Source organism: Micromonospora sp. CA-244673 (assembly GCF_050948395.1).
In the GTDB taxonomy this organism is placed as follows: Bacteria; Actinomycetota; Actinomycetes; order Mycobacteriales; family Micromonosporaceae; genus Micromonospora.
In genome coordinates this window covers 311,579-337,720 of the sequence record NZ_CP192019.1, presented here as the reverse complement: position 1 = coordinate 337,720, position 26,142 = coordinate 311,579, and the positions used below count along the sequence as shown (strand labels likewise).

Genomic DNA, 26,142 nt, shown 5'->3' with positions numbered 1-26,142 from the left:
ACGCCTCGGGCGCCCCGGCCGGCCGGTCGGTGGGTTCCGCTGGTCGCACGGTCGGGCTCAGGCCGGGACCTTGGCGGTGGCGTCGACGATCACCTTGAGCAGGTCGACCACGCGCGGACCCCAGCGGGAGGCGACGTCGTCGTCCAGCGCCACGATCTGGTTGTTCTTCACGGCGGTGACGCCGGCCCAGCCGCTGCGGGCCTTGACGGTCTCCGGGGTCTGCTTGCAGCACTTGGTGTCGGCCAGGAAGACGAAGTCGGGGTTCGCCCGGACGATGACCTCCTGGGAGAGCTGCGGGTAGCCGGCGTTCTTCCCGTCGGCGTCCGCGGGGTCGGCGATGTTCTCCAGGCCGGCGAGGGCGTAGATCGAGCCGATGAAGGTCTTGCTGGTCGCGCTGTACAGCTCGGGGCCCAGCTCGTGGTAGTAGGTGAGCTTCGTCGCCCGCTTCGGCAGGTCCTTGGTGAGCGCGGTGACGTCGTCCTTCATCTTCTTCGTGACGGCGTCCGCCTCGGCCGGGTGGCCGGTGAGCTTCCCCAGGTCGGTGATCTGCTGGTAGGTGTCGTCCAGCGTGGTCGCCGCCGGGGTGAGCAGCACCGGGATCTTCAGCGTGGTGAGCTGGTCGACGATCTTGTTGGTGTCGTTGGCGAGCACCACCAGGTCGGGGCTCCGGCCGGCGATCGCCTCGGCGCTCGGCTGGTAGCCGGAGAGGTCGGTCTTCGGCGCCTCCGGCGGGTAGTTCGACTGGTCGTCCACGGCGGTGACCTGCTTGCCGGCGCCGACGGCGAAGAGCATCTCGGTCGCGGTGGGCGAGAGCGAGACGATCTTCTCGGGGCGCTTCTCCAGGGTCAGCTTGCCGACCGTGACCGGGAAGGCCGCGGCGGCCGGGCTGCCGCCGGCCGCGGGGGTGTCGTTCGAGGTCTTCTCGGCGCAGCCGCCGAGGAGCAGCGCGCCGACCGCGAGGGCGGCGGCGAAGAGCCGGGGGGTACGTCTGGACATCGGTCCTCCTGTCGGTCGAGGAGCGTGGTGCTTCGCCGACAGGGACCTGAGCGGGCCCGTCCGCGAGGCGCCCTTCCTCGAGAGCGCGTGTCGCGACCGTGCCGCAGGCGACCTGGCTCGTCCCCCCACAGGTGTCGGCGCCGGCCGAGGCCGACGCCGTGTGCGGGGCATCACAGTTGCGGGACAGCGCCGGTTTCGCACCGGCTTCGCTGCGGGGTGGTCGGTGCCACCGTAGCGCACGACCAGCGGAGATCGTCCGGACGGGAGGGGGCGGTGGGGCCCCGGTACCGGGGCCCCACCGCCGCTTCGTGGTCAGCAGTACTGGCTCTGCTTCCCGATCGCCCGGTACGGGCAGTCGGCGTACTCGGAGAGCAGCAGCACGGCCTCCCGGTTGCGGGAGGTCTGCGCGGGGATCACCTCGTCGGGCGGGTAGAAGCCGCCCCCGGAGGCCGACCCGGGGTACATCTCGAAGGTGTACGCCCAGATCTTGTGGGTGCCCCACATCCAGTCGATGCTGGTGCCGTCGGCGATGTAGAGGTCGCTGGACTGTTCCGGGGTGTAGCCGTTGCTGGACGCCATCTGCCGGCCGATGGTGGCGAAGGTGTTGTACTGGTCGGTGTTCATCCCGGTGGCGGTGTTGCTGTACGTGTAGCCGTACGGCCAGAGCACCAGCTGCGAGTAGGTGTGGAAGTCGATGTTCGCCTTGATCTGCTGGACCCCGCCGACCACCCGGCTGTTGACGAAGGTGCGCAGCGCCGCGGTCTCCGGGGCGGAGAAGGCGGACGGGCCGCGGTAGGTCTCCGACGAGGTCGAGCCGGACGAGCCGCCGCAGCAGCCCCACTGGTAGGACCAGTTCCGGTTCAGGTCGGTGCCGACGGACGAGGAGCCGGTGTTCGGCTGCCGGTTCTTCCGCCAGGAGCGGTAGGAGCCGGTGGCGATGTCGTACTCGCTGCCGTCGGGGTTGACCGTGGGGACGATCCAGATCTCGCGGGAGTTGACGAGGTTCGTGATCCGGGAGTCGCTGCCGTAGTTGTCGGTGAAGAGGTTGAGCAGGTAGATCGCCATCTCGACGGTCAGGTGCTCGCGGGCGTGCTGCTGGGCGTTGAAGAGGATCTCCGGTTCGCTCTCGTCGGTGCCGACGTTGTCGGAGATCTTCACGGCCATCAGGTCCCGACCCTGGTAGGACCGCCCGATGCTGAGCTTGCGGGCGATGGCCGGGTGGTCGGCGACCACGGTGTTCACCACCGACGTCAACTCGGCGTAGTCGTGGTAGTTGGAGTCGGCGGGCGGGAACGCGTACGCGACGGCGCCGGCGGCCGTGGCCGGTGCGACGTCCTTCTCGAGCCGGAAGCCGAGCCGGGTGATCGCCGCGGCCTCGGCGGTGGTGGCCGTGACGTGCAGCACCCCGTGTTCGGAGTGGTCGATCGCCGCGCCGGTGCGGGCGACGGCGCTCCGGTCGGCGAGGGTGCGCGGGCCGAGCACCCGGTAGGCGACGGCGGCCGGTTCGCCGTCCGGTGCGGGCCGGGCGGCGGCCGGGCCGGTGACCGCGGCGACGAGGGTCAGGCCGACGGCGGCGGCGAGGGCCAGCCGGCGGCGGAGGCGGGACGTGCGGAGGGCCATGGACAACCTCCTCGGGGTACGGGCGATCCCGTTGTCCGCACACTTCACCAGGAGTCACATGGTCATATCAATATTCGTCACTATGTACTTCCATCCCGACCGCACCCTCACGTCGGCAATGATTTTCCATGCGTCACCCTCTGGCGAAACTTCCCGCCAGGCGCGACAGTGAACGGCAACGAGCCCTTCCCACCTCACGGAGTGCACATGGTCAGACCAGCCCTGCGCGCGGTCGCCCTCGTCGGCGCCGCCGCGCTCGCTCTCGTCGGCGTGACGGCACCCGCCCACGCCGGAAACAACCTGCCGGTCGTCTCGCACGACGAGCAGATCACCTTCCAGGAGTGGTCCAAGTACCCCGACTGGCGCGGCGGCACCCACCAGGGCACCTTCGCCATCCCGGGGCACCGCACCGGGATCACCATCGGCCGCCCGGCCGGCACCACCGAGTTCACCGACGAGCACACCGGCACCACCCGGACCTGGGAGTACGCGACCTGGACCTCGCCGCAGCGGCAGGTCGGCTTCGACGCCAGCGAACTGGTCGCCTCGTGGAACGCCGCGACCCCGGCCGGCACCTGGATCCAGGTCGAGCTGCACGGCACCTACAACACCGGGCAGCAGACCCCCTGGTACGTCATGGGCCGCTGGGCCTCCGGCGACCAGGACATCAAGCGGTCCACCCTGGACGGCCAGGGCGACCCCTGGTCGACCATCTGGACCGACACGTTCTCCATCGACGACGCCAAGGCCGGCGTGCTGCTGCGGTCCTACCAGCTCCGGCTGACCCTCTACCGCGCGCCGGGACAGACCGCCTCGCCGCGGGTCTGGATGCTCGGCGCGATGAGCTCCAACGTGCCGGACCGGTTCACCGTCGCCCCGAGCAAGGGCGGCATCGCCTGGGGCACCGAACTCGCGGTGCCGCGCTACTCCCAGAACATCCACATCGGGGAGTACCCCGAGTACGACGGCGGCGGCGAAGCCTGGTGCTCCCCCACCTCCACCGAGATGGTGGTCGAGTACTGGGGCCGGAAGCCCTCGGCCGAGGACATCGCCTGGGTCGACCCGAGCTACGCCGACCCGACCGTCGACCACGCCGCCCGGATGACCTACGACTACGAGTACGAGGGCGCGGGCAACTGGCCGTTCAACACCGCGTACGCGGCCAGCTTCCCGGGCCTGGACGCCCGGGTCACCCGGATGCACTCGCTGGACGAGGTGGAACGCTTCATCAAGGCCGGCATCCCCGTGATCACCTCGCAGTCCTTCCTGAGCGAGGAACTGGACGGGGCCAACTACGGCACCTCCGGGCACCTGTTCGTGATCGTCGGCTTCACGGCCGACGGTGACGTGATCGTCAACGACCCCGCCTCGTCGTCCGACGACGTGGTCCGCAACGTCTACAAGCGGGAGCAGTTCGAGCAGATCTGGCTGCGCACCAAGCGCTACCGGGCGAACGGCACCGTGGCCTCCGGCTCCGGCGGCATCGCGTACCTGATCAAGCCCACCAACCGGGCCTGGCCGGTGGTGCCGGGCTCGACCAACTGGTGAAACGCCGCGGGCCCGGCGCGGTCCCCCGCTCGGGGATCGCGCCGGGCCCGGTTTCGTTAGAAGGGACGGGTTTCCCGCCGGAGGGACGGGTCTCCGCTAGAGGGACGGGGCGAAGGAGGCCGGCTGGGCGGTGGGCTGCTTCGCCCGGCGCCGGTTCCGGATCGCCCGCACGATGATCCACACCCAGGCCACCAGGGCGGCCACGCCGGCCAGGGCCAGCCCGGTCACCAGCAGGTACGTCGACCCGCCCGTGGTGGAGAAGACCCCGGCCCGGGCGCCGGTGTCCCGAGCGGGAGCGGTGGCGCCGGCGGCGAGGCCGTCGGGCGCGTCGTAGAGGATCACGTCGGCACGGCGGGCACCGCCCTGGTCGGCCACGAAGGTGCCGCGCCACTCGCAGTTACGCCGGCCGCAGTCCTCGTGGACCGCGGTGAAGGTGCCCGGCGTGCCGCCACCGTTCTTCGCCTCCCAGGTGGGAGCGAGGTCGGTGACGCTCAACATCAGTCCGATGGCGGCGATGACCGGCAGGCCGATCCAGACGAAGACCTTCGTCCGCCACCCGTTGATCGTGTTCAGGAAACTCACGGCGGCAGACGCTAGCGGCCGGCGTCGTTTCCCGCTGCCCCGTTTCGGGCGGTCAGCTCTCGCGGCGCTCGTCGGTGCGCTCGGCCTGGTCGTCCCCGGCCAGCGCGGAGCGCAGCCGATCCTTCTCGGCGCGACGCCGCTCCGCCGCCTCGGACATCTCACCGGCCATCTCGTCCCGCCAGCCGCGGAGCAGGAAGAACGACAGCGCGGCGGAGAAGACCAGCGCCAGCATCAGCCGCAGGAACATGTTCATCTCGACGAACCAGAGGGCCGCCAGCACGCCGACGAACAGCCCGATCCGGCCCAGCGTGTACTTGACCGCCGCGCTCACTGCGACGCCTCGGTTCGCGACTGCGGGGCTCGCAAACCCGGCTCACTCCTCGCGCTCACGCTGCCCTGCCTTCTCTCTCACGCCTCAGCCCGTCCGCCGGGCCAGCCAGTGCACGCCATGAAACCAGACCACCGCGTAGACCACGGTGAACACCGCCGCGGCCAGCGCGCCGGAGACCAGCGCCGGCAGCCCGGCGGCGAGGCCGGCCGCCAGCAGCCCGGCGAGAACGCCGAGCGCGACCCCGGCCAGCGCCGCGAGCACCCGGGCCGAGCCGAACTCCCAGGCCCGGAAGTCGTCCCAGAACAGCCAGAGCGGCAGGATCACCGCCAGCCAGCCGTTGGTCCGCCCGAACCGGCCCGCGCCCATGGTGGCGAACGCCCACTCGAAGAGCACCAGCGCCAGCACCCCGATCACCAGCCCGGCGAGACTCACCCCGAGCAGGTCGCCCAGGGTGACGATGCGCCCCTCGTCGTCCCGCCGGGGGAAACTGCGCTGCTGCTCCTCGGTGCTCATCGGCGTGCGGTCAGGCCCAGACCTGCTGCGGCTCGGCGCGGCGCTCGGCCAGCGACGGGGCCGCGTCGTACTCACGGACGATCTCGTAGCGGGTGTTCCGCTCGACGGGGCGGAAGCCCGCGTCCCAGATCAGGTTCAGCAGGTCCTCGCGGTGCATGGTGTTCGGCGTGCCGTACGAGTCGGCGTCGTGGGTGATCTTGTATTCCACCACCGAGCCGTCCAGGTCGTCGACACCGAAGTTCAGCGACAGCTGGGCCACCGAGAGGCCGTGCATCACCCAGAAGTTCTTGACGTGCGGCACGTTGTCGAACAGCAGCCGGGAGACGGCGAACGTCTTGAGCGACTCGGCCGGCGAGGCCATCGTGGTGCGCGCCTGGATCTTGTTACGGATCTTGCCGTCCGCCGAGTCCACGAAGTCGTGCTGGTAGCGCAGCGGAATGAAGACCGCGAAGCCACCGGTCTCGTCCTGGAGCTCGCGCAGCCGCAGCACGTGATCGACCCGGTGCCGGGGCTCCTCGATGTGGCCGTACAGCATCGTCGCCGGGGTCTGCATGCCCTTGCGGTGCGCCAGGGCATGGATCCGCGACCAGTCCTCCCAGTGGCAGGCGTGGTCGACGATGTGCTGCCGGACCTCCCAGTCGAAGATCTCCGCGCCACCGCCGGTGAGCGACTCCAGGCCGGCGTCCATCAGCTCGTCGAGGATCTCGTCGGCGCTCAGGCCGCTGATCTTCTCGAACCACTGCACCTCGGTCGCGGTGAAGCACTTGAGCTTGACGTTCGGCAGCGCCGCCTTCAGCTCGCGCAGCACCTTCGGGTAGTAACGCCAGGGCAGGGTCGGGTGCAGGCCGTTGACGATGTGCAGCTCGGTGAGCTGCTCGTCCTCCATCTCCTTGGCCTTGCGGACCGCCTCGTCGATGCGCATCGTGTAGGCGTCCTTCTCGCCCGGCTTGCGCTGGAACGAGCAGTACGCGCACGAGGCGGAGCAGACGTTGGTCAGGTTGAGGTGCCGGTTGACGTTGAACATCACCCGGTCACCGTTCATCTCGGTGCGCTTGTGGTGGGCCAGTCGCCCCAGCCAGGCGAGGTCGTCGCTCTCGTAGAGGGCGATTCCGTCCGCACGGGTGAGCCGCTCCCCCGCGTAGACCTTCGCTTCGAGCTCGCGCTTGAGTCCGGCGTCCATCGAAAGCCACGTCCCTTCCACCTGCGGTCCCGGTCGAGCGTACGTCGCGAGCCCGACGACCCGGCGACCCGGTCAACCGCAGCGACCTACTTCACCGGACTACCGGCCGGCCGTCACCCTCCGCACATCGACATAGCTGCGTTCGTGAGGTAAGACAGGATGGGGCGGAACACACACCGGTACCGTCCTGGCTCAGCGCGCCCACCTCGCGCGAAAAGCAGACGACGGGGAGCGGAATGGTCGAGAGCATCCAGGGCCGACGCCGACGAAACCGGATTCCGGTGATCTCGCCGGTGCTGCGCCCGGCGCTCTGGTCCGCCCTGCTCGGCGCGGTCGCTGCGGCGGCGCTGGCCACCCCGGCCTGGGCCGACCCGCTGCCCGACACCGTCCCCGACACCGGCTCCCGCCCCCGCGTCGCCGGCACCCTCCAGCTTCCCACCGTGCCCGGCGCCGTCCCGGGCCTCCCCGGCACGGTGACCGGCGGACCCGGCACCACCACCCCGGGCCTCCCCGGCGTCACCAACCCCGCCGACGGCCCGCTGATCGCCCAGATCAACCAGGCCGACGCGCAGGTCGCCCAGCTCGGCGACACCCTGCTCAGCGTCAAGGGCGAACGGGACACCGCGCAGGCGGACCTGGCCCTGGCCGCCGCCCGGCTGAAGGAGGCCCAGGACGCGCTCGTCCGGGCCCAGGAGAACGCGAAGACCGCCGCCGCCGACGCGGTCAAGGCCGACGCCGCGCTGCCGCCCGGTGAGTTCGGGGCCAGCCTGCGCGAGCTCGCCAACCTCCAGCGGATCACCCGGGGCGACAAGGCCGAGGGCGCCACCACCGCGGTGACCGGCGAGCTGGCCCGGGCCACCACGGCCGAACAGGTCGCCCGCCAGGCGCACGCCTCGGCCGAGCGGCGTGCCACCGAGAAGAGCGCGGAGTACACCCGGGTCGAGACCGACCTGCACAAGCAGGAAGCCGCGCTGGTCAAGCTCCGCAGGGACAACGCCGCCAAGCTGCGCGAGATCGAGCGCCTCGAGGACGCCGCCGAGCAGCAGATCGGCAGCTCGTACGTCGTCAACCAGAGCGTCAGCGGGCGGGTCGCCGACCCGAGGGCGCTGGCCGCGGTGCGCTACGCGCTCGCCCAGCTCGGCGACCCCTACCTCTGGGCGGCCGAGGGGCCGGACCGGTTCGACTGCTCGGGCCTGGTGCTCGCCTCCTACCAGGCGGCCGGCTACCGCGGCCTGCCCCGCGTCTCCCGCGATCAGTACTACGCCACCCGCTCCCGCACGGTCGACCCCAACGCGCTCCTCCCCGGCGACCTGCTCTTCTTCGCCTCGGGCAGCAGTTGGACGAGCATCCACCACGTCACCATGTACATCGGCAACGGCAAGATGGTCGAGGCGCCGCGCACCGGCGACGTCGTCAAGATCTCCGTGGTCCGGTGGTCCCGGCTCTACGCGGCCACCCGGGTGATCGGCGCGGTCCCCGCCCCGGCCACCCCGGCGCCGGCCCCGACGGTGCCGACCACGCCGCCGACCACCCCGTCGAAGCCCAGCCCGACGCCCAAGCCCACGAAGACGGCCACGCCCAAGCCGACGAAGACGGCCACGCCGAAGCCGACGCCGAGCACGTCGAGCCCGACGCCCACCCCGTCGACCTCGCCGAGCACCACGCCGCCGACGACGCCGCCGCCGAGCCCGTCCGACTCGCCCACCTCGACGCCGCCGACCAGCACCGCGCCGTCCGGCGGCAGCGCGGACCCGACCGGCAGCACGGCCGAGAGCACCTCGGCGAGCCCGAGCGCCACCGACTGACCCAACCGTCCACTCCGGCTGTGCTGCCGGGCCGGAATGTGGCACGGTGAGACCCAGGCACGCCCGGCCGGTGCGACGGCCGGGGGCGAGCGTGGGCGCGGAGGGGCGAGATGGGCGAGCAGGACGTTCCGGCGGAGACGGTCCACCCCGGATCCGCGCCCGGCGCCGCCGACCGGCCGGCCGGGCCCGTGGAGGAGCGACCGGACCAGGACGGCCCGGTGGCCGTCGCCCGGGCCCGGGTGAGCGTCGCCGGCGCCGCGACGCCGCCGGCGGCTGATGAGCTGCCGAGCGCGCCGGCCACCGCCACCACGTACCGGGCGGGCGGCCCGGCAGAGTCGGTTCCGGCGCTGGATCGGCGCCAGCCCGGCGCCTCCGTTCCGCCGCCCTCGACCTGGTCCGCCTTCGCCGCCGCCGAGCGCGGCGGAGCGGAGGCGCCGGCTGCCGACGGCGGCCGGCCGCAGGCCCCGAAGACCTCCGTGCCCGCTCAGGGGCAGGCCCGGGCCAGCGCGTCGGTCCCCGGGCTGACCCGGGCCTCGGCCGACGAGGTGGCCGCCGCGGTCGCCGGGACGTCCGGCAGCGCCAAGGTCTACCGCGCCGGCCCGGTCAACCCCGAGCCGCCCGAGCCGGCCCAGCCGCCGGAGCCGGCCCAGCCCCCGACGCCGCCCGTGCCCGAGCCCGAGCCGGCGCCGACCCCCGTGCCGGGTCCGACCCCGCCCTCGCCGGCGCCGCCCGTGCCGGCGCCGGAGCCCCCGTTCCGGCCGGTGCCGCCGGTGCCCGCACCGCCGCCGGGCCCGACCCCGCCGGGACCGGTGCCCCCGGTGCCGGGGCCACCGGCGCCGCCGCCGGGACCCCCGGTGCCCGCGCCTCCGCCGCCGCCCGGCCCGATGCCTGCGCCGCCGTTCCCGCCGCCGCCCGCCATGGCCGGCGTGCCGGGGTCGACGCTGTTCGCGGACGCCGGGCAGCCGGCTGCGACCGCCGCGCCGTGGGCCTCGGGGCCGCTGACCGGCGCACCGGCGGTGCCCGCCCCGGCCCTGCCGACCTGGCCGCCGTCGACCAACCCCACCGAATACGGGTCCGGACCCGCCGGCAACCCCCCCGGCGCGTCGCCGAGCGGTCCCGCCGGCAGCGTGTACGGCGGCACCGAGGGGCCGGGCTTCGCCACCGTCTCCTTCCCGCAGGGCAACCCGCTGGAGAACTCCGGCTCGCTGACCGGGCACATCCTGGCCCAGGGCTGGACCGAGGACGCCCCGGCGACCCGGTCGAGCAACACCAAGGTCGTGATCGTGCTGGCCGGCGCGTTGGCGCTGCTGGTCGCGATCAGCCTGGTGGTGGTCTTCCTGGCCAACGACGCGCTCAGCGGGATCACCGGCGCCGCGCTGACCAGGTGACCGGGGGTGAGCCCGCCCACTACGCCCTCGCGGCGCGGTGGCGGGTTCGCCGCGCCGCCGTACACTTGTGGGGATCACTGACCCGGCGCGCCCATTGCGCGCCCATGGGCGATCTTGCGGGCGAATCGGCGGCGTGACGAAGCCGCGGCGGCCATCGCGAAGATGCGCCCCGCTCGAAAGGCATTTCTTGACCACGTTCGCTGCCACCGGCACGTCCCCGTCCGCCGACCCCACCATCGACACCCCTGACTTCGCCGCCCTCGGCCTGCCCCGCCAGCTGGTCGAGGCGCTCGCCCGGCAGGGCATCACCACCCCGTTCGAGATCCAGCGGGCCACCCTGCCGGACGCCCTCGCCGGCCACGACGTGCTCGGCCGGGGCCAGACCGGCTCGGGCAAGACGCTCGCCTTCGGCCTGCCGGTGATCGCCCGCCTCGCGGAGCGCAACCGGGCCCGGCCGCTGCACCCGCGCGCCCTGGTCCTGGTGCCGACCCGCGAGCTGGCCATGCAGGTCAACGACGCGCTGATGCCGCTCGGCAAGGCCGTCGGCATCTTCCTGAAGACCGCCGTCGGCGGTGTGCCGTACGACCGGCAGATCGACGCGCTGCGCCGCGGCGTGGAGATCGTCGTGGCCACCCCGGGGCGGCTCGGCGACCTCATCGAGCGGGGTGTCTGCAACCTCGACGACGTCGAGATCACCGTGCTGGACGAGGCCGACCAGATGGCCGACATGGGCTTCCTGCCCGAGGTCACCCAGCTGCTGGCGAAGACGCCGGCGGACGCCCAGCGGCTGCTCTTCTCGGCCACCCTGGACAACGACGTCGACACCCTGGTCAAGCGGTTCATGACCGATCCGGTCACCCACTCGACCGCGCCGGCGACCGCTGCCGTGTCCACCATGGACCACCACCTGCTGCTGATCCCGCCGCACGACAAGTTCGCCGTGGCGGCGTCCATCGCGGCCCGCGAGGGTCGCACCATGCTCTTCGCGCGTACCCAGCTCGGTGTCGACCGGCTGGTCGAACAGCTCGGCGCCGTGGGTGTGCGGGCCGGCGGCCTGCACGGCGGCAAGACCCAGCGGATGCGCACCCGGACCCTGGCCGAGTTCCGCGAGGGCCGGATGAACGTGCTTGTCGCCACCGACGTGGCGGCCCGGGGCATCCACGTCGACGGCGTGACGCTGGTGCTGCACATCGACCCGCCGAAGGACCCGAAGGACTACCTGCACCGGGCGGGTCGCACCGCGCGGGCCGGTGAGTCCGGCGCGGTGGCGACCCTGGTGCTGCCGAAGCAGCGCCGGACGACGCTCGCCATGCTGGAGAAGGCGGGCGTCGCGCCGGCCGAGACCCGGGTCCGCGCCGGCGACGCGGCGCTGGCCGAGCTGACCGGCGCCCGCGAGCCCAGCGGGGTGCCGGTCCGCGAGGAGCCGGAGCCGCGCCGGGGCGGCCCGCGCCGCTCGGGTGACCGCGACGGGCGCGGCGAGCGCCGCTTCGGCGACCGGCCGACCGGCCGGGGCTTCGACCGGGGCGACCGCCGCCACGACGACCGCCCGACCGGCGGCCGCGGCTACGACCGGCCCTCCGGCGAGCGGCGCTTCGACCGCGAGGACCGGGGCTTCGGCGAGCGCCGCAGTGCCGACCGGGGCGGGTTCGACCGCGCCGACCGGGGCGGAGCCGACCGCGGCGACCGGCGCTTCGGGGACCGGGGTGAGCGGCGCGACGAGCGCGGCTCCGGCCGGCCCACCGGCGACCGCCACTTCGGCGACCGCGGCGGGCGCGACCAGCACCGGCCGACCGGCGCCGCGCGCGGCTACGACCGGGACGGCCACGGCGACCGGCGGCACGACGACCGGCCCACCGGCGGCCGATCCTTCGGCGACCGGCCCACCCAGGGCCGCGGCTACGGCGACCGGGACGGCGGCCGCGCCTACGGCGACCGGCCCACGCAGGGCCGCAGCTACGGCGACCGGGACGGCGGCCGTGCCTACGGCGACCGGCCGACCGGCGGGCGCTCCTACGGCGACCGGCCGACCGGCGGTCACGGTGACCACGGCCGCCGCTACGAGGACCGCCCGCAGGGCGAGCGGCGCTACGGCGACCGCGACGGTCGGGGTGACCGGCGCTTCGGCGAGCGGGGCGAGTTCCGTCCGGCCGAGCACCGGGGTGGCTTCCGGCCGGAGCGGGGCCGCGAGGACCGCCCGCGCGACGACCGGCGCGGCTTCGGCGGCCGGCCGCCGGCCCGTACCCACTGATCCACCGCACGCACGACCCCGGCCGTACCGGCCGGGCCCGCGAACACCGGCGCCGCCGTCGAGCCACCGCTCGGCGGCGGCGTTCGTGCATCCGCTGCCGGTGTCCGGCCGGTCGCGTAACGTCCGGTTCATGCCGACCATGCCGAAGTCGTTGTTCTGGACCCGGACCGACACCGCCGGCTCGGAGCACGTGCTGCTCGACGACCGGCAGGGCCTGACCGCGCAGGGCGTGGCCCTGGCCGTCGACCCGATCCCCTACACGTGCCGCTACCAGCTGACGCTGGGCGCGGACTGGTCGACCAGCCGGCTGGAGGTCACCGCGGAGGGCGCGGGCTGGACGCGGAACGTACGCCTGGAACGGGCCGGGGACGGGTGGCGGGTGCGCACCGGCGAGGAGGGTGACCTGGACGCGGCGTTGCGCGCGGCCGGGCATCCGCCGGCCGGACTGCCGGGCACCGACGACCCGGACCGGCTGGCCGGGGCGCTCGACGTCGATCTGGGCGGCTCGCCGCTGACCAACACCCTGCCGGTCCGCCGGCTCGACCTGGGCCGGGCCCCGGCCGACCAGGCGCGAACGATCACCGCGGCCTGGGTGCTGCTGCCCGGCCTCGCGGTGGTCCCCGCCGAGCAGGTCTACACCCCGCTCGGGCCGGGCCGGGTCCGCTACGCCAGCGGCTCCTTCACGGCCGACCTGGACGTGGACCAGGAGGGCTTCGTGGTGCGCTACCCGGGGCTGGCCGAGCGGATCGAGCCGCGCTGACTCCTCAGGCCGGCCAGGCGCCGGTGGCCAGGAAGCGGTCGATGGTGGCCAGGTGCGGGGCGAGGTCGAGGCCCTGCCCGGCCACCCACTCGTCGTTGTAGTAGGTGTGTGCGTAACGGTCGCCCGGATCGCAGATCAGGGTGACCACCGAGCCGGTCCGGCCGGCGGCGAGCAGCTCCGCGATCAGCGCGAAGGCACCCCAGAGGTTGGTGCCGGTGGAGCCGCCCACCCGGCGGCCGAGTACCGCCGAGCCGGCCCGCATGGCGGCCAGCGACGCCGTGTCCGGCACCTGCATCATCCGGTCCACCACGCTGGGCAGGAAGGACGCCTCGACGCAGGGCCGGCCGATCCCCTCGATGCGGGAGCCCTTGTCGGTGCGGACCGACCAGTCGCCGGCCTGCCACGCCGGGTAGAACGCGGAGTTCTCCGGGTCGACCACGCAGAGCTTGGTGGGCAGCCGGCGGTAGCGGGCGTACCGGCCGATGGTGGCGCTGGTGCCGCCGGTGCCGGCGCCCACCACGATCCACGCCGGCACGGGGTGCCGTTCCAGGGCGAGCTGGGCGTAGATCGACTCGGCGATGTTGTTGTTGCCCCGCCAGTCGGTAGCCCGCTCGGCGTAGGTGAACTGGTCCATGTAGTGCCCGCCGCTGTCCTCGGCGAGCCAGCGCGCCTCGATGACCACCTTGGCGGGGTCGCGCACCAGGTGGCAGCGGCCGCCCTGGAACTCGATCTGGGCGATCTTCTCGGGCGAGGTGGAGGCGGGCATGACCGCGATGAACGGCAGCCCGAGCATCCGGGCGAAGTACGCCTCGGAGACCGCCGTCGAACCGGACGACGCCTCGACGATCGTGGTGTCCGGGCCGATCCAGCCGTTGCAGAGCCCGTACAGGAAGAGCGACCGGGCCAGCCGGTGCTTGAGCGAGCCGGTGGGGTGCACCGACTCGTCCTTGAGATAGAGGTCGATGCCCCACTCCCGGGGCAGCGGGAAGGGCAGGAGGTGGGTGTCGGCGGAGCGGTTGGCGTCCGCCTCGACCGTGGCGATGGCCTCGGTCACCCAGCTCCGGCTGGCCTCGTCACACCGGTCGAGATGAGTCACGCCGGCAACGTTACAAGCGAGGCCCGCTCGCCTCGGGACGGACCCGGCGCGCCTGCCGGCGCTGGCCGGCCCGGCCGGCGGCCCGGACCACCGGGGTGAGGGCCAGGGCGAGCCGGGGGAAGGCGTCCAGGAGCCGCACCTGGGCGCCGCGCCAGCGCGGCAGGCTGACCACCGGCCGGGGCCGCCGGGCCAGCCGCACGGCCCGCGCGGCAACCCGCTCCGGGGTCAGCAGCGACCCGGTGAAGGACGCCAGGGCACCGGGGTCGTCGAGCTTGTCGTGCAGCATCGGCGTCCAGATCCCGTCCGGGCAGAGGCACGACACGTGTACGCCCCGGACGCCGGCCATCCGCAGGTCGGCGAGGGTGCCGAGGCTGAACGCCAGGAGGGCGTGCTTGCTGGCCGCGTAGACGGTCTCGCCGGGGGCGGCGATCAGCCCGGCCAGCGAGACGACGTTGAGCACGTGGCCGTGGCCCTGCGCCCGCATCTCCGTCAGGGCCGCGTGGGTGCCGTTCATCGCACCGAGCGCGTTCACCTCGACGAGCCGGCGCCGGGCCGCCGCGTCGTGCGTCCAGGACGGCCCGGTGGCCAGGATGCCGGCGTTGTTGACCCAGAGTGCGAGCCCGCCCGGCGTGCCGGCCGCCTCGGCGGCCACCGTCGCGCAGGCCGCCTCGTCGCGGACGTCGAGCGGGCGGGACCAGCCACCGAGCGGTGCCGCCGCGGTGGCCACGGCCTGCGCGTCCACATCGGTGAGCAGGACCCGCCAGCCGTCCGCGTGCAGCGCGGCGGCGATCGCCCGGCCGAGGCCGCCGGCCGCCCCCGTCACCACGGCGGCGCCCCGCCCCGGAGTCGTCATCGGCGCACGGTAGCGCTCCGCGCCGGCCAGGACCAGAGTGGGACGGTCAGGAAGCGGCGGATTCGAGGGGCTGGGGACGGTTCTCCCACTTGGTCGACAGGGCGATGCCGGTGCGGGTGGAGGCCACCCCGGCGGTCCGGTTCAGCCTGACGATCAGCTGTTCCAGCTCGGCGATGGTGCCCACCCGGGCCTTCAGCAGGAAGGATTCGACGCCCGCCATGAAATAGCAGGACTCGATCTCCGGCATCTGCCGGAACGCCTCCAGCACGTCGTCGGTGTCCGCGGTCGAGTCCTCCACGATGCCGATCAGCGCCGTGACGCCGAGCCCGATGGCCTCCGGCTCCACCTCGGCCCGGTAGGCCCGGATGACGCCGCCCGACTCCAGCTTGCCGACCCGCTCGTGCACCGCCGGGGCGGAGAGGCCGACCTGGCGAGCCAGCTCGGCGTACGACAGGCGGGCGTTGCCCCGCAACAGCTCCACGAGGCTCAGGTCGATCGCGTCCACGGAGAGTGACCCTATCCTTTCGGGCGTAACGCCCGACACGCGGCATCAGTTGAACATGACGTCACGTTGCCGTTCACAAACGTGCAGTCACGGGGGTTCTACACCGGTAGCATTTACTAACTTCTCACTGTGTGCGTTTTTCGCGTTTGGCGGACACGCCAGGTCGCTGGTGCTGTAATTGCCATACGTCCCTCATGACGGCTCTGGGCTCGCACCGGCCGGGGGCAGTGTGTTCAGCCGGGGGCTTCGTCGACGCGAGGAGGGGGCTGTGGACACTGGAGATCGCCTGCTGACACCTGGTGAGGTCGCCGCGCTGTTTCGGGTTGACCCGAAGACCGTCACCAGATGGGCAGCGGCCGGCCGGATCGGCAGCATCCGGACTCCAGGCGGGCATCGCCGGTTTCGGGAATCCGAGGTGCGAGCCCTGCTTGAGGGGGAGGGCATGCTGGACGAGGCGGAGGACATGGGCAAGGCACGCAACATGGGCCCGACCGCTTCGACCGGCCCGGGGCCGGCGAACGCCGGAATGTACTGAGGCGACACCGATCGGGACGCGGTCCGGCTCGGTCCGCGTCCCGATTCGCGCCGTCAGGCCGGGTCGGGGTCCCGGCGGGTGACGGCCAGCTCACCGGACCAGCGGCGGAACAGCGTGTGCGGCACGCCGAGCGCGTCCAGCACCTTCCCGGCCACGAAGTCGACAAGTTGCTGGGCGGAGGCCGCCGCCCCCGCCCCGTAGAAGCCGGGGCTCGCCGGCAGCACCACCGCGCCGGCGTCGTGCAGCGCGATGAGGTGTTCCAGGTGGCTGCGGGTCACCGGGGTCTCCCGGGGGACCACCACCAGGGGCCGCCGCTCCTTGAGGTTCACCTCGGCGGCGCGCTGCAACAGATCCTTGGACAGCCCGATGGCGATGCCGGCGCAGGCCGCCGTGCTGGCCGGGACGACGGCCATGCCGCGTACCCGGTAGGAGCCGCTGCTCGGGCCGGCGGCCAGGTCACCGGCGGGCCAGTGCCGCAGGTCCGCGTCGGCGAGGTCGCGGCCCAGCCAGGCGGCCAGGTCCTCGGCCCAGTGCCCGTCCCGGAACGGCCGGCCGGTCTCGTCGAGAATGGTCAGCCGGGCGGCCCGGGAGACGATCAGGTCGACCGCCTGGCCGGCGTCGAGCAGGCCCCGGACGACCGCGGCCGCGTACGGGGTGCCGGAGGCACCGGACACGCCGACCACCCATGGTTCGCGCATGCGTCAAGACTGCCTGGTAGATCCGGGCGGCGGGCGGCCACCCCGGCGCTGTGTCCCGCTTGTCCCGCGACCAGTGGCGTTGTCCACCGGGTCGGCGGACGTGCCGGGAACGTGGGATTCTTCCGTCGGGGATCCACGTCCATGGAAGGGACCGGTCATGACGGCGGCGGTGCTGCGGGCGTTGCGGTCCGAGTGTCCGATCCCATCCCGGCTCTCCCCGCACGCCGACCGGGTGCAGGAGTGGCTCGTCGGCCAGCTCGACCGGCTCGGCCTGCCGCTGGACCCGGCCATGCGGGAGCGGCTGGCCCGCGCCGGCTTCGCCCGCTACGCCGGTCGCCTCTACCCGGGCGCCACCGAGCCCGACCTGCGGGCACTGGCCGCCCTGTTCACCTGGTTCTTCCTGGTGGACGACGCCTGTGAGGGGCCGGACCGGCTGGCCCCGACGCAGATCAGGGCGTTGCGCGACGGCGCGCTGGCCCTGCTCCGGGAGGGCCCCCGGGCCCGCCATCCCGGGTTCTCCGGCCCGCTGCGCCGGCTCCTGGTCCAGGCGTGGCGGGTGCCGCGGCGCCGGATGCCGGCCCGCTGGCGGCTGCGCTTCGCCGACGCCGTGGCCGACCACCTCGACGGCGCCTGGCGGGAGGCGGTCGCCACCGTCGCCGGGCGGCCACCGGGCGTCGCCGAGTACGTGCAGCTGCGCCGGGCCACCTCGGCGGCGTACGTGTCGTACCCCCTGATCGAGTTCGCCGCCGGGCGGCCGCTGCCCGACGCGGTCTACCACCATTCCGCGCTGCGCCGGCTCGCCGACCTGGCCAACGACCTGCTGTCCTGGTACAACGACCTGGCCTCGCTGGAGCGCGACCGGGCCGGCGCCGGGGGCCACAACCTGGTGCTGGCGGTGGCCGCCGAGCGGGGCGTGCCGGTGCCGGCCGCGGTCGACCTGGTCGCCGCGCGCTGGCGCGCGGAGATGGCCCGCTTCGTGGCCCTGCGCGCCGCGGTGCCGTCGTTCGGGCCGGCGCTGGACGAGTCGGTCACCGCCCACCTCGACGGGCTGGCCAACGCGGTCCGCGGCACGGTCGACTGGACGCTGGAGAGCGCCCGCTATCCGGTCGGGTGACGTCCCCTCAGGGGCGCAGGCCGAGCCGGACCACCAGGTCCAGCAGGGCGAAGACGAACAGCGCGATGCCGACGAAGCCGTTGGCGGTGAAGAACGCCCGGTTGACCTTGCTCAGGTCGGTCGGGCTGACCACCAGGTGCTGGTAGCCGAAGGCGACAGCGGTGAACGCGAGCCCGATCCACCAGAGCCAGCCGAAGCCGACCAGCGCGCCGAACCAGATGAACAGCGCGAAGGTCACCACGTGCGCGACGGTGGAGGCGTGCAGCGCGAAGCGCCGGCCGTACCGGGCCGGGACGCTGTGCACCCCGATCTCCCGGTCGATCTCGGAGTCCTGGCATGCGTAGATGAGGTCGAAGCCGCCGATCCAGAGGCCGACTGCCGCGCCGAGCAGCCAGGCCGGCCAGGAGCCGGCGAGGGTGCCGGTGACGGCCAGCCAGGCGCCGACCGGGCCGACCGCCTGGGCGATCGCCAGGATGGCGTGCGGCCAGTTGGTGAACCGCTTGCCGTAGGGGTAGACGACCAGCGGCACCACGGCGAGCGGGGCGAGCACCAGGCAGAGCGGGTTGAGCAGGGCGGCGGCGGCCAGGAAGACCACCAGCGCGACGGCCGCGCCGGTCCAGGCCGTCCGCACGCTCACCGCCCCGGTCACCAGTTCCCGGTTGGCGGTACGCGGGTTCCGCGCGTCGATCCGCCGGTCGAGGATCCGGTTGGCGGCCATGGCGAACGTCCGCGCGCCGACCATCGCCACGGTGATCAGCAGCAGGTCGAGCCAGCGCACCCGGCCGCCGTCGACCTGCATGGCGGTCAGCGCCGACAGGTACGCGAACGGCAGCGCGAAGACCGAGTGCTCGATCGCGACCAGCTTGAGGAACGACTTGACCCGGCCCGGGCGTGCCACGGGGACCTCGGCGACGGTGGCCATCAGATGCCGTACTCCTTCCAGCGCTTGTCGACCAGCGAGACCACCTCGGGCGACATGGTCATCTCCTCGGGCCAGCCCCGGGTGTAGCCCTCGGTGGGCAGCTTGCGGGTCGCGTCGAGGCCCGCCTTGCCACCCCAGAACTGCTGGTACGAGGCGTGGTCCAGGTGGTCCACCGGGCCCTCGGTGACCAGCAGGTCCCGGGCGTAGTCGACGTTGCCGAAGGCCCGGAACGCGACCTCGTTGTAGTCGTGCACGTCGCAGTCCTCGTCGACGATCACGATGAGCTTGGTCAGCGACATGAGGTGCGCGCCCCAGATCGCGTTCATCACCTTCTGCGCGTGCTTGGGGTAGCGCTTGCGGATGGAGACGATCGCGCAGTTGTGGAAGACGCCGGCGGCCGGCAGGTCGTAGTCGACGATGTCCGGGATCATCATCTTGAGCAGCGGCAGGAAGATCCGCTCGGTGGCCTTGCCGAGGCCGTGGTCCTCCTGCGGCGGCTTCGAGGTGATGATCGAGTGGTAGACCGGGTCGCGCTGCATGGTCATGGTCTCGACGTGCAGCACGGGGAACGGCTCGACCGGCGTGTAGAAGCCGGTGTGGTCGCCGAACGGGCCCTCGGGCAGCCGCTCGCCCGGCTCCAGGTAGCCCTCCAGCACCACCTGGGCGTGCGCCGGCACCTGCAGCGGCACGGTGAGGCAGTCGACCATCTCGACCCGCTCACCGCGCAGGAAACCGGCGAACAGGTACTCGTCGATGTCACCGGGGAGCGGCGCGGTCGCCGCGTACGAGACGACCGGGTCGCAGCCGATGGCGATGGCGACCGGGAGCCGCTGGCCGAGCCGCTCGGCGACCGCGTGGTGGGCCGTGGAGTCCTTGTGGATCTGCCAGTGCATGCCGAGGGTGTTCCGGCTGTGCTGCTGGAGCCGGTAGAGGCCGAGGTTGCGCTTGCCGGTCTCCGGGTGCTTCGTGTGGGTCAGCCCGAAGTTGTGGAAGATCCCGCCGTCGCCGGGCCACACCTGGAGGCCGGGCAGCCGGTTCAGGTCGACGTCGTCGCCCCGGTAGACCACCTGCTGGCAGGGCGCGGTCTTGACCTTGCGCGGCGGCAGCGACTTGAGCTGCATGACCTTGCCGAGGCCCTCGCGGATGCCGGACCAGCCGACCGGCAGCTCCGGCTTGATCAGCCCACCGATCCGTTCCCCGATCTCGTCCAGCGTGTCGACGCCGAGCGCCATGGCCATCCGCTTCTCGGTGCCGAACAGGTTGATCGCCACCGGCATCTCGCCGCGGGTGGGCCGCTCGAAGAGCAGCGCCGGGCCGCCGTCGCGGACGGTCCGGGTGACCACCTCGCTGATCTCCAGCGTCGGGTCGATCGGGACGCCCACCCGCCGCAGCTCGCCCGCGGCCTCCAGGGCCGCGAGGAAGTCCTTGAGATCGGTGTACGGGAAGCCACGAGCCGCCATGCCCGCCAGTCTCCCGCACGGCTTCCCGCACTGCCCACGCCGGGTCGGCGTGACGGCTGTGTGCCTGCCCACCCATCCGTGCGCCGGCCCGGCGGGTCAGGCGGCCGGCTCCCAGGCGTAGGCGGCGAGCGGCGGGTCGAGCGGGGCGCCGGTCAGGCGGTTGGCGAAGGTCGAGATCGTGTACGTCCCGACGCCGAGCACCACGTCCAGCGCGTGCCGGGTCTGCCAGCCGGCGGCCAGGAAGGCGTCCAGCCCGTCGTCGGGGACGGCGCCCCGGTGGTCGAGCACGGCGACGGTGAACCGGCGCAGCGCCTCCAGGCGCGGGTCGGGCAGGGCGGCGCCGGCCCGCAGCGCCTCGATCAGCTCGGGCGCCGCGCCGTGCCGGGTGAGTGTCGCGGTGTGCATGGCCACGCAGAGGTGGCACTCGTTGCGGGTGGCGACGGTCAGCACCACCACCTCACGTGCCACCGGATCGAGGTCGGTGGACTCGAAGACGGCGTTCGCGGTGAGGAAGCCCTTGAGCAGTTCGGGCGACTCGGCCATGAGGGCCACCGCGCCGGGCAGGTGACCGAACTTGCGGTGGATGTTGGTCATCGTGGAGCGGGCGGCGGCGGGTGCGGTGTCGGGGGTGTGGGCGGTGAAGGCGGGCCGGGACATGACGGGTACCCCTCGCGTAAGATAGTCAACGTGGTTGACGAAACAGTAAACGAGGTTGTCGAACATGGCAACACCTGACCGCCCGGGCTTCGCGCTCCCGCTGCTCCTGCTCGCCGGCTTCCGCGCGCTCATCGACGACCTGCACGCCGAACTGGCCCGGCAGGGGCATCACGAACTGCGCCCGGCCCACGGCTTCGTGCTCCAGGCCGTCGGTCCCGCCGGCACCACCGCCTCCGACCTCGGGCAGCGCCTCGGCGTCTCGAAACAGGCGGCCGGCAAGACCGTCGACCGCCTGGTCGCGCTCGGCTACCTGGAACGCGCCGACGACCCCGCCGACGCCCGGCGCAAGCTGGTCCGGATGACGGCCCGGGGCCACGACGGGCTCCGCCGCTCGGCCATCGTCTTCGACGAGCTGCGCGACCGCTGGGTGGCGACCCTCGGGGCCGACCGGGTCGCGGCGATCGAGGACGACCTGCGCCGGATGGTCCCGGCCGACGTCTTCCGCCTCGACGTCCCCGGCTGGTTCGGCGCGTGACACCGGAGACTCTCGGATCTTGGACAGTTACCGTTCACACCGAACGGTAACTGTCCAAGATCTCGACCATGGAAGCCGTACGCGTGGCAGCCGGTCGGGGCGGGCGGGTCAGACGCCGGCGTAGGAGTGCAGGCCGGTGAAGAAGAAGTTCACCCCGAACAGGTTCATGAGCATGGTCAGGAAGCCCACCACCGAGATCCAGGTGGCCACGTTGCGCTTGACGCTCGGCGTGGCCCGGGCGTGCAGGTAGCCCGCGTAGACCACCCAGGAGATGAACGCCCAGGTCTCCTTCGGGTCCCAGCCCCAGGCCCGGCCCCAGGCCGCCTCGGCCCAGATCGCACCCGCGATCACCGCGAAGGTGAAGACGGGGAAGGCGAAGGCGTGCAGGGTGAAGGTCAGCCGCTCCAGGCCGGCCGCCGCCGGCAGCCGCCGGGCCAGGGTGTACGGGAAGCTCCGCTTCCCCTGCTCCCAGCCGGCCCGCATCAGGTAGCCCACGGCCGGCACCACGCCCAGCAGGAAGATGCCGGAGGCGAAGATGATCGTCGACACGTGGATGATGAACCAGTAGGACTGGAGCGCCGGCATCAGCGGCACGACCTGCACATAGAGCTTCAGCTCGGCGAACGCCAGCAGCAGCACCATGACCAGGGTCAGGAACAGCCCGAGCCGGCGCAGCGACGGCTGCTTCCAGAGCACCGCGAGCCAGGCCGCCGCCCCGATCCAGGTGACGGTCAGCACGAACTCGTACATGTTGCCCCAGGGCATCCGCTCGGCGGCGAGGCCCCGGGTGACCACCGCGCCCAGGTGCAGCGCGGCGGCGAGCACGGTGATCCAGGCGGCGATCCGCCCGGCCAGCGCGGCCCGGGCGGCGGAGCGGCCGGCACGGGCCGCGTCCGTGGTGGCCGGTCCGGCCGGTTCCGCGACCGTCCCGCCGGGGCCGCCGACGCCGGCGCCGACCAGCTCGCGGGCCGGGGCCGCCGCCGGCACCTTCCGGGCGTTGCCCAGGGCGAACTCGACGGCGTGGCTGATCATCGCGACCAGGTACGCCAGGATCGCGAACGTGACCAGCTGGTCGGAGAGTGCGGACATCACTCGTCTCCTTCTCGCGCCCGCCGGTCGTCCCGCCCGTCGTCGCTGACCGCGGCGACGAGCTGTGCGAACTCATCGGCGAACCCTGGGTGCTCGGTGCGCGGCAGCCCACCGGCCTCCACCAAACTACTACCGCTCGTCGGAGATCCACCCACCGGGGGCGAAACCCGGAACCAGACCCGCCGCCGCCGGGCGAAGAGCGAGCCCATGAGCCCGAGCAGCAGCGTCCCGCAGGCGACCAGCATCATGGTCTGGCCGGGGGCGTGCCGGACCGAGACGGTGATGTACGGCTTCGTGCCGACGAACTCCAGCGTGCTGCCGTCGTCCAGGGTCCACTTCTCGCCGGGGCGCAGCAGCTTCTCACCGATCTGCTTGAGCTTGCCGTTGGCGACCTGCTGCTGGTCGAGCTTGTAGACCGAGCCGGGGATCCCGGCGTCCAGCCCCAGGTTGCCCCGGTACGCCGCCAGCATCACGGCGGGGTTCCGCTCCGCGGGGAACTGGGACGCGACGAACGGTGCGCTGTCCGGTGCGGTGGGCAGATAGAGCCCGTCGAAGGCGACCTGCTGGTCGGGGGCGCGCTTGCCGGTCTTCGGGTCGACGTTCGCGTCCGGGAAGGCGGCCACGCCCTCCTCGGTGGCGTTCTGGTCGCCGCTGCGCAGGAACGGCGCCGTGCTGGTCTGCGTGCGGCCGTACCTGTCGGTGTACCTCAGGATCGGCGCGTACCCGTTGCCGAGCAGGTAGACGTTTGCCGAGTCGAGCCGCAACGGCGAGTTGACCGAGAAGCCGGCGGTCCGGGTCGACCCGTCGTCCAGGTGGTCGACGGTCACCGTGGCCCAGTAGCGGGAGGCCTGCCCGGACGCCAGGTAGTCCGCCTCGAACCGGTCGAGGGTGAGGCAGAACGGCGGCAGGTCGGCGCTGTCGACGCGCGGACCGAGCGACGCCTCGGCGTACTGCTGGCGGGTGTTGCAGAAGGCGTTGTCCGCGCCGGACACCAGGATCCGGTTGCCGTGCCAGCCGTACCAGGAGCCGAGCGCGACCCCGAGCAGGACGGCGACCAGCGAGACGTGGAAGAGCAGGTTGCCGGTCTCCTTGAGGTAGCCCTTCTCGGCGGAGACCTCGTTGCCGCGGACGGTGACCCGCCAGCGGCGGCGGCGCAGCACCGCCGCGATCGCCGCGGGGTCGGCGGCGGCCGGGGCCTCCAGCACGGCGTGCTGGGGCAGCCGCTCCAGGCGCTTCGGCGCGGCCGGCGGCCGCATCCGCAGGGCGCGGGCGTGGTCGCGGGCCCGGGGCAGGACGCAGCCGACCAGCGAGGTGAACAGCAGCAGGTAGATGGCGGAGAACCAGACCGAGCCGAAGACCTCGAACATGCCGATCTGGTCGAGCCGGGGCGCCAGGTCGGGGTGGTCGACGAAGTACTGGTTGACCTTCTCCGGGTTGACCCCGCGCTGCGGCAGCACCGAGCCCGGGATGGCGGCGATCGCGAGCAGGAAGAGCAGGATCAGCGCGGTACGCATGCTGGTGAGCTGCCGCCACGAGTTGCGCAGCAGGGCCAGCACGGGGTTGACCCGGCGCCGGGGCGCGCCGGCGGGCGGCGCGGACGGCCGGTCGTCCACGGTCGTCATCAAATGCTCACCTCGCCCACGCCCACGTGCGTCTGCAACCAGATCACGAAGTCCTGCCAGCCGCCGGTGACCAGCGCCACGCCGATGAGGATCAGCAGCGCGCCGCCGATCCGGGTGACCCAGCGGCTGTTGCGCCGGACGGCGCGGAACACCCCGAGCAGGCGGTGGAAGCCCAGCCCGAAGACGACGAACGGTACCCCCAGCCCGAGGCAGTACGCCACGGCGAGCAGCACGGCCCGGTCGGTCCGCCCGTCGACGGTGGCCATGCCGAGCACCGCGCCGAGGGTCGGGCCGGTGCACGGCAGCCAGCTCAGCGCGAAGACCGCACCGAGGACGGGAGCGCCGAGCAGCCCGGCGGCGGGGAGCCGCCGGATGCGGAACTCGCGCTGCATTCCGGGGACCACGCCCAGGTAGCCGAGGCCGAGCACCACGACGAGGGCGCCGATGACGATTTCCAGCGTGCGCTCGTGCGCGAAGAGGAGCTTGCCGACGCCGGAGAAGAGGATCGCGGTGGCGGTGAAGACCGCGGTGAAGCCGGCGATGAAGAGCATGGTGCCGGCCAGCACCCGCCCCTTCACGGCGGCGACCGGGCGTGCCGCCGGGGGCGCCGCGACCGCCACGCCGCTCGCTCCGCCTGCGGCGTCAGCAGGGGCGGCCCCCTCCTCCACCGGAGGCGTTGCCAGAGGGCCCTTCCTTTCCCGGCCCTCCAGGTCCGCCCCGGCCAGCCCGGTGACGTACGACAGGTAGCCGGGCATCAGCGGCAGGACGCACGGGGAGAGGAAGCTGACCAGCCCGGCGAGTGCCGCGGCCCCGACGGCCAGCAGCAGCGGGCCGGACTCGGCGAGCTGGCGGAAGGTCTCGCCCATCAGCGGGATCCGGCGTCGGGCTGCTCGGCCGCGATCCGCTCGACGACGGGCTGCAGCTCGTCCCGGGTGATCGCCCGGCGGATCACCACGGCGACCCGGCCGTCGCGATCGAGGACGACGGTCGCCGGGGTGGTGTTGGGCGGGATGTCGAAGTTGAGCGCCTGCCGGCTGGCCGGGTCGAAGAGGCTCGGGTAGGTCACCCGCCCCTCCTCGAAGGCGATCGCCTTGTCCTTGCTGTCCTGCACGTTGATGCCGAGGAAGGTCACGCCGGACGCCTTGGTGGCCTGGTAGGCGGCCTCCAGGTCGTCGGCCTCCGCCCGGCAGGGCGCGCACCAGGAGCCCCAGAAGTTGACCACGACGACCTGGCCGCGGGCCTCGGCGATGTCGTAGCTGCCTCCGGTCAGCAGCTCGCCGCTGACCTTCGGGGTCTTCGACCGCTGCTCGGGGGCGCAGGTGATTGTGACGCCGTCGCTCGCGCAGCGGCTCTCCTCGCTGCCGGAGGAGCAGCCGACCAGCACCGTCCCGGCGGTGACGGCGGCGAGCAGGGCGGCGGCGAGCCTCCGGCTGGACATCAGGCTCCCTTGGCCGTCCGGGCGGTCGGCGAGATCGAGACCAGGTGGGCCGCGGGCTCGGAGTAGCCGATGCCGACGATCTTGGCACCGTCGAAGTGGAACGAGGTGAGGCTGGCCAGGCCGCACTGCCGCTTGCGCGGGTCGTGCCAGAGCCGCTTGCGCTCGACGTGGCGGCGCAGGGTCCAGATGGGGAGCTGGTGGGAGACGAGCACGGCCTCCCGCCCTTCGGCAGCGACCCGGGCGGCGTGCAGCGCCGCGAACATCCGCTCGGCGATCACCCGGTAGGCCTCGCCCCAGGACGGGGTGACCGGGTCGCGCAGCACCCACCAGTTGCGCGGGTCGCGGAACGAGCCGTCGCCCGGGGAGACCTTCTTGCCCTCGAACCAGTTCGCGCTCTCGATCAGCCGCTCGTCCACCCCGACCGGCAGGCCGAACTGGGCGGCGATCGGCTCGGCGGTCTGCTGGGCCCGCTCGAGCGGGCTGGCCACCACGTGCACCACGGTGCGCTCTGCGAGCGCCTGGGCGGCCGCCTTGGCCATCTGGACGCCCAGCTCGGAGAGGCGGAAGCCGGGCAGCCGGCCGTAGAGGATGCCGTCCGGGTTGTGCACCTCGCCGTGCCGCAGCACGTGGACCACCGTCTCGCTCAC

The 26,142-nt window shown here is 73.1% G+C and carries 25 protein-coding genes, 1 pseudogene and 1 riboswitch; of the genes and pseudogenes, 8 read left to right on the top strand and 18 right to left on the bottom strand.

Annotated features, from left to right (window positions below):
• Window positions 1-57: 57 nt before the first annotated feature.
• Window positions 58-996: an ABC transporter substrate-binding protein gene (locus tag ACQP12_RS01695; protein ID WP_433284503.1), complete on the bottom strand. Its 939-nt coding sequence runs from the start codon at window positions 994-996 to the stop codon at window positions 58-60.
• Between the two features lie 111 nt (window positions 997-1,107).
• A riboswitch (cobalamin riboswitch) is annotated at window positions 1,108-1,201 on the bottom strand.
• 110 nt (window positions 1,202-1,311) lie between these two features.
• Window positions 1,312-2,616: pseudogene (locus ACQP12_RS01690) on the bottom strand (M14 family metallopeptidase); the annotation flags it as partial.
• A 207-nt stretch (window positions 2,617-2,823) separates the two neighbouring features.
• Here ACQP12_RS01690 and ACQP12_RS01685 point away from each other — a divergent pair.
• A complete protein-coding gene (locus tag ACQP12_RS01685; protein WP_433284501.1) occupies window positions 2,824-4,164 on the top strand; it encodes a C39 family peptidase in 1,341 nt (446 codons plus the stop codon).
• Between the two features lie 96 nt (window positions 4,165-4,260).
• Here the strand turns inward: ACQP12_RS01685 and ACQP12_RS01680 are convergent, their stop codons facing one another.
• From ACQP12_RS01680 to mqnE, 4 genes are all read right to left on the bottom strand, one after another.
• Window positions 4,261-4,746, bottom strand: a complete 486-nt coding sequence (locus ACQP12_RS01680) for a hypothetical protein (protein ID WP_357949577.1) — start codon at window positions 4,744-4,746, stop codon at window positions 4,261-4,263.
• Window positions 4,747-4,798: 52 nt separating this feature from the next.
• Entirely contained in the window at window positions 4,799-5,077 is a 279-nt protein-coding gene (locus tag ACQP12_RS01675; RefSeq protein WP_357949580.1) for a DUF4229 domain-containing protein, read from the bottom strand.
• A gap of 84 nt (window positions 5,078-5,161) precedes the next feature.
• Entirely contained in the window at window positions 5,162-5,590 is a 429-nt protein-coding gene (locus ACQP12_RS01670; protein ID WP_433284498.1) for a hypothetical protein, read from the bottom strand.
• Window positions 5,591-5,600: 10 nt separating this feature from the next.
• The gene (gene mqnE / locus ACQP12_RS01665; protein WP_357949585.1) at window positions 5,601-6,770 is read right to left on the bottom strand and encodes an aminofutalosine synthase MqnE; all 1,170 of its coding nucleotides are present in this window, start codon (window positions 6,768-6,770) and stop codon (window positions 5,601-5,603) included.
• A 236-nt stretch (window positions 6,771-7,006) separates the two neighbouring features.
• Between mqnE and ACQP12_RS01660 the strand changes: the two genes are divergently transcribed.
• The 4 genes from ACQP12_RS01660 (at window position 7,007) to ACQP12_RS01645 (ending at window position 12,971) form a co-directional block, all read left to right on the top strand.
• Window positions 7,007-8,575, top strand: coding sequence for an NlpC/P60 family protein (locus tag ACQP12_RS01660; protein ID WP_433284496.1), 1,569 nt, complete (start codon window positions 7,007-7,009; stop codon window positions 8,573-8,575).
• A gap of 110 nt (window positions 8,576-8,685) precedes the next feature.
• Complete coding sequence (locus tag ACQP12_RS01655) at window positions 8,686-9,963, top strand: hypothetical protein (protein WP_433284494.1); 1,278 nt, start codon at window positions 8,686-8,688, stop codon at window positions 9,961-9,963.
• A 187-nt stretch (window positions 9,964-10,150) separates the two neighbouring features.
• A complete protein-coding gene (locus ACQP12_RS01650; RefSeq protein WP_433284492.1) occupies window positions 10,151-12,211 on the top strand; it encodes a DEAD/DEAH box helicase in 2,061 nt (686 codons plus the stop codon).
• Between the two features lie 139 nt (window positions 12,212-12,350).
• Window positions 12,351-12,971: a putative glycolipid-binding domain-containing protein gene (locus tag ACQP12_RS01645; protein ID WP_433289075.1), complete on the top strand. Its 621-nt coding sequence runs from the start codon at window positions 12,351-12,353 to the stop codon at window positions 12,969-12,971.
• Between the two features lie 4 nt (window positions 12,972-12,975).
• Here the strand turns inward: ACQP12_RS01645 and ACQP12_RS01640 are convergent, their stop codons facing one another.
• The 3 genes from ACQP12_RS01640 to ACQP12_RS01630 are packed head-to-tail and all read right to left on the bottom strand — an operon-like array spanning window position 12,976 to window position 15,425.
• Window positions 12,976-14,067, bottom strand: coding sequence for a PLP-dependent cysteine synthase family protein (locus ACQP12_RS01640; protein WP_433284490.1), 1,092 nt, complete (start codon window positions 14,065-14,067; stop codon window positions 12,976-12,978).
• A gap of 10 nt (window positions 14,068-14,077) precedes the next feature.
• Window positions 14,078-14,920 (bottom strand): SDR family oxidoreductase, encoded by an 843-nt coding sequence (locus ACQP12_RS01635; protein WP_433284488.1) that lies wholly within the window; start codon window positions 14,918-14,920, stop codon window positions 14,078-14,080.
• A gap of 46 nt (window positions 14,921-14,966) precedes the next feature.
• Window positions 14,967-15,425, bottom strand: a complete 459-nt coding sequence (locus tag ACQP12_RS01630; RefSeq protein WP_091261335.1) for an Lrp/AsnC family transcriptional regulator — start codon at window positions 15,423-15,425, stop codon at window positions 14,967-14,969.
• Window positions 15,426-15,693: 268 nt separating this feature from the next.
• Between ACQP12_RS01630 and ACQP12_RS01625 the strand changes: the two genes are divergently transcribed.
• The gene (locus tag ACQP12_RS01625) at window positions 15,694-15,960 is read left to right on the top strand and encodes a BldC family transcriptional regulator (protein ID WP_013473529.1); all 267 of its coding nucleotides are present in this window, start codon (window positions 15,694-15,696) and stop codon (window positions 15,958-15,960) included.
• A 53-nt stretch (window positions 15,961-16,013) separates the two neighbouring features.
• Here the strand turns inward: ACQP12_RS01625 and ACQP12_RS01620 are convergent, their stop codons facing one another.
• Window positions 16,014-16,658: a UbiX family flavin prenyltransferase gene (locus ACQP12_RS01620; protein ID WP_433284485.1), complete on the bottom strand. Its 645-nt coding sequence runs from the start codon at window positions 16,656-16,658 to the stop codon at window positions 16,014-16,016.
• A gap of 157 nt (window positions 16,659-16,815) precedes the next feature.
• On the opposite strand from ACQP12_RS01620, the gene ACQP12_RS01615 reads away from it, so the two are divergent.
• Window positions 16,816-17,772 carry a terpene synthase family protein gene (locus tag ACQP12_RS01615; RefSeq protein ID WP_433284483.1) on the top strand — a complete coding sequence of 319 codons (957 nt, stop codon included), beginning with the start codon at window positions 16,816-16,818 and terminating at the stop codon, window positions 17,770-17,772.
• A 7-nt stretch (window positions 17,773-17,779) separates the two neighbouring features.
• Here the strand turns inward: ACQP12_RS01615 and mqnP are convergent, their stop codons facing one another.
• The 3 genes from mqnP to ACQP12_RS01600 all read right to left on the bottom strand — a co-directional run bounded on the left by mqnP (window position 17,780) and on the right by ACQP12_RS01600 (window position 20,811).
• Window positions 17,780-18,694, bottom strand: a complete 915-nt coding sequence (mqnP, locus tag ACQP12_RS01610) for a menaquinone biosynthesis prenyltransferase MqnP (RefSeq protein ID WP_433284481.1) — start codon at window positions 18,692-18,694, stop codon at window positions 17,780-17,782.
• On the bottom strand, window positions 18,694-20,154 hold the full coding sequence (locus ACQP12_RS01605; protein ID WP_433284479.1) for a menaquinone biosynthesis decarboxylase: 1,461 nt from the start codon (window positions 20,152-20,154) through the stop codon (window positions 18,694-18,696). The genes mqnP and ACQP12_RS01605 overlap by 1 nt, the downstream gene beginning before the upstream one ends.
• Window positions 20,155-20,250: 96 nt before the next feature.
• The gene (locus ACQP12_RS01600; protein ID WP_433284477.1) at window positions 20,251-20,811 is read right to left on the bottom strand and encodes a carboxymuconolactone decarboxylase family protein; all 561 of its coding nucleotides are present in this window, start codon (window positions 20,809-20,811) and stop codon (window positions 20,251-20,253) included.
• Between the two features lie 64 nt (window positions 20,812-20,875).
• Between ACQP12_RS01600 and ACQP12_RS01595 the strand changes: the two genes are divergently transcribed.
• Complete coding sequence (locus ACQP12_RS01595; RefSeq protein ID WP_357949615.1) at window positions 20,876-21,346, top strand: MarR family winged helix-turn-helix transcriptional regulator; 471 nt, start codon at window positions 20,876-20,878, stop codon at window positions 21,344-21,346.
• Window positions 21,347-21,454: 108 nt separating this feature from the next.
• Here the strand turns inward: ACQP12_RS01595 and ccsB are convergent, their stop codons facing one another.
• From ccsB to ACQP12_RS01570, 5 genes are read right to left on the bottom strand one after another with little or no spacing between them, the layout of a single operon-like run.
• Complete coding sequence (gene ccsB / locus ACQP12_RS01590; protein WP_433284475.1) at window positions 21,455-22,435, bottom strand: c-type cytochrome biogenesis protein CcsB; 981 nt, start codon at window positions 22,433-22,435, stop codon at window positions 21,455-21,457.
• A complete protein-coding gene (gene resB, locus ACQP12_RS01585; protein ID WP_433284473.1) occupies window positions 22,435-24,057 on the bottom strand; it encodes a cytochrome c biogenesis protein ResB in 1,623 nt (540 codons plus the stop codon). Before resB ends, ccsB begins: the two co-directional genes overlap by 1 nt.
• Complete coding sequence (locus ACQP12_RS01580) at window positions 24,057-24,923, bottom strand: cytochrome c biogenesis CcdA family protein (protein WP_433284471.1); 867 nt, start codon at window positions 24,921-24,923, stop codon at window positions 24,057-24,059. Before ACQP12_RS01580 ends, resB begins: the two co-directional genes overlap by 1 nt.
• Window positions 24,923-25,495, bottom strand: a complete 573-nt coding sequence (locus tag ACQP12_RS01575; protein WP_433284469.1) for a TlpA family protein disulfide reductase — start codon at window positions 25,493-25,495, stop codon at window positions 24,923-24,925. The genes ACQP12_RS01580 and ACQP12_RS01575 overlap by 1 nt, the downstream gene beginning before the upstream one ends.
• Entirely contained in the window at window positions 25,495-26,142 is a 648-nt protein-coding gene (locus tag ACQP12_RS01570; protein WP_357949629.1) for a histidine phosphatase family protein, read from the bottom strand. The genes ACQP12_RS01575 and ACQP12_RS01570 overlap by 1 nt, the downstream gene beginning before the upstream one ends.

What these genes read in the sequence shown, in the direction of transcription:
- ACQP12_RS01575 (WP_433284469.1), bottom strand. Translation starts at nt 25,495, where the DNA reads ATGTCCAGCCGGAGGCTCGCCGCCGCCCTGCTCGCCGCCGTCACCGCC.
- ACQP12_RS01655 (WP_433284494.1), top strand. Translation starts at nt 8,686, where the DNA reads ATGGGCGAGCAGGACGTTCCGGCGGAGACGGTCCACCCCGGATCCGCG.
- ACQP12_RS01685 (WP_433284501.1), top strand. Translation starts at nt 2,824, where the DNA reads ATGGTCAGACCAGCCCTGCGCGCGGTCGCCCTCGTCGGCGCCGCCGCG.
- ACQP12_RS01670 (WP_433284498.1), bottom strand. Translation starts at nt 5,590, where the DNA reads ATGAGCACCGAGGAGCAGCAGCGCAGTTTCCCCCGGCGGGACGACGAG.
- mqnP (WP_433284481.1), bottom strand. Translation starts at nt 18,694, where the DNA reads ATGGCCACCGTCGCCGAGGTCCCCGTGGCACGCCCGGGCCGGGTCAAG.
- ACQP12_RS01660 (WP_433284496.1), top strand. Translation starts at nt 7,007, where the DNA reads ATGGTCGAGAGCATCCAGGGCCGACGCCGACGAAACCGGATTCCGGTG.
- ACQP12_RS01615 (WP_433284483.1), top strand. Translation starts at nt 16,816, where the DNA reads ATGACGGCGGCGGTGCTGCGGGCGTTGCGGTCCGAGTGTCCGATCCCA.
- ACQP12_RS01595 (WP_357949615.1), top strand. Translation starts at nt 20,876, where the DNA reads ATGGCAACACCTGACCGCCCGGGCTTCGCGCTCCCGCTGCTCCTGCTC.
- ACQP12_RS01605 (WP_433284479.1), bottom strand. Translation starts at nt 20,154, where the DNA reads ATGGCGGCTCGTGGCTTCCCGTACACCGATCTCAAGGACTTCCTCGCG.
- ACQP12_RS01620 (WP_433284485.1), bottom strand. Translation starts at nt 16,658, where the DNA reads ATGCGCGAACCATGGGTGGTCGGCGTGTCCGGTGCCTCCGGCACCCCG.
- ACQP12_RS01645 (WP_433289075.1), top strand. Translation starts at nt 12,351, where the DNA reads ATGCCGAAGTCGTTGTTCTGGACCCGGACCGACACCGCCGGCTCGGAG.
- ACQP12_RS01695 (WP_433284503.1), bottom strand. Translation starts at nt 996, where the DNA reads ATGTCCAGACGTACCCCCCGGCTCTTCGCCGCCGCCCTCGCGGTCGGC.
- ACQP12_RS01580 (WP_433284471.1), bottom strand. Translation starts at nt 24,923, where the DNA reads ATGGGCGAGACCTTCCGCCAGCTCGCCGAGTCCGGCCCGCTGCTGCTG.
- ACQP12_RS01600 (WP_433284477.1), bottom strand. Translation starts at nt 20,811, where the DNA reads ATGTCCCGGCCCGCCTTCACCGCCCACACCCCCGACACCGCACCCGCC.
- ACQP12_RS01635 (WP_433284488.1), bottom strand. Translation starts at nt 14,920, where the DNA reads ATGACGACTCCGGGGCGGGGCGCCGCCGTGGTGACGGGGGCGGCCGGC.
- resB (WP_433284473.1), bottom strand. Translation starts at nt 24,057, where the DNA reads ATGACGACCGTGGACGACCGGCCGTCCGCGCCGCCCGCCGGCGCGCCC.
- mqnE (WP_357949585.1), bottom strand. Translation starts at nt 6,770, where the DNA reads ATGGACGCCGGACTCAAGCGCGAGCTCGAAGCGAAGGTCTACGCGGGG.
- ccsB (WP_433284475.1), bottom strand. Translation starts at nt 22,435, where the DNA reads ATGTCCGCACTCTCCGACCAGCTGGTCACGTTCGCGATCCTGGCGTAC.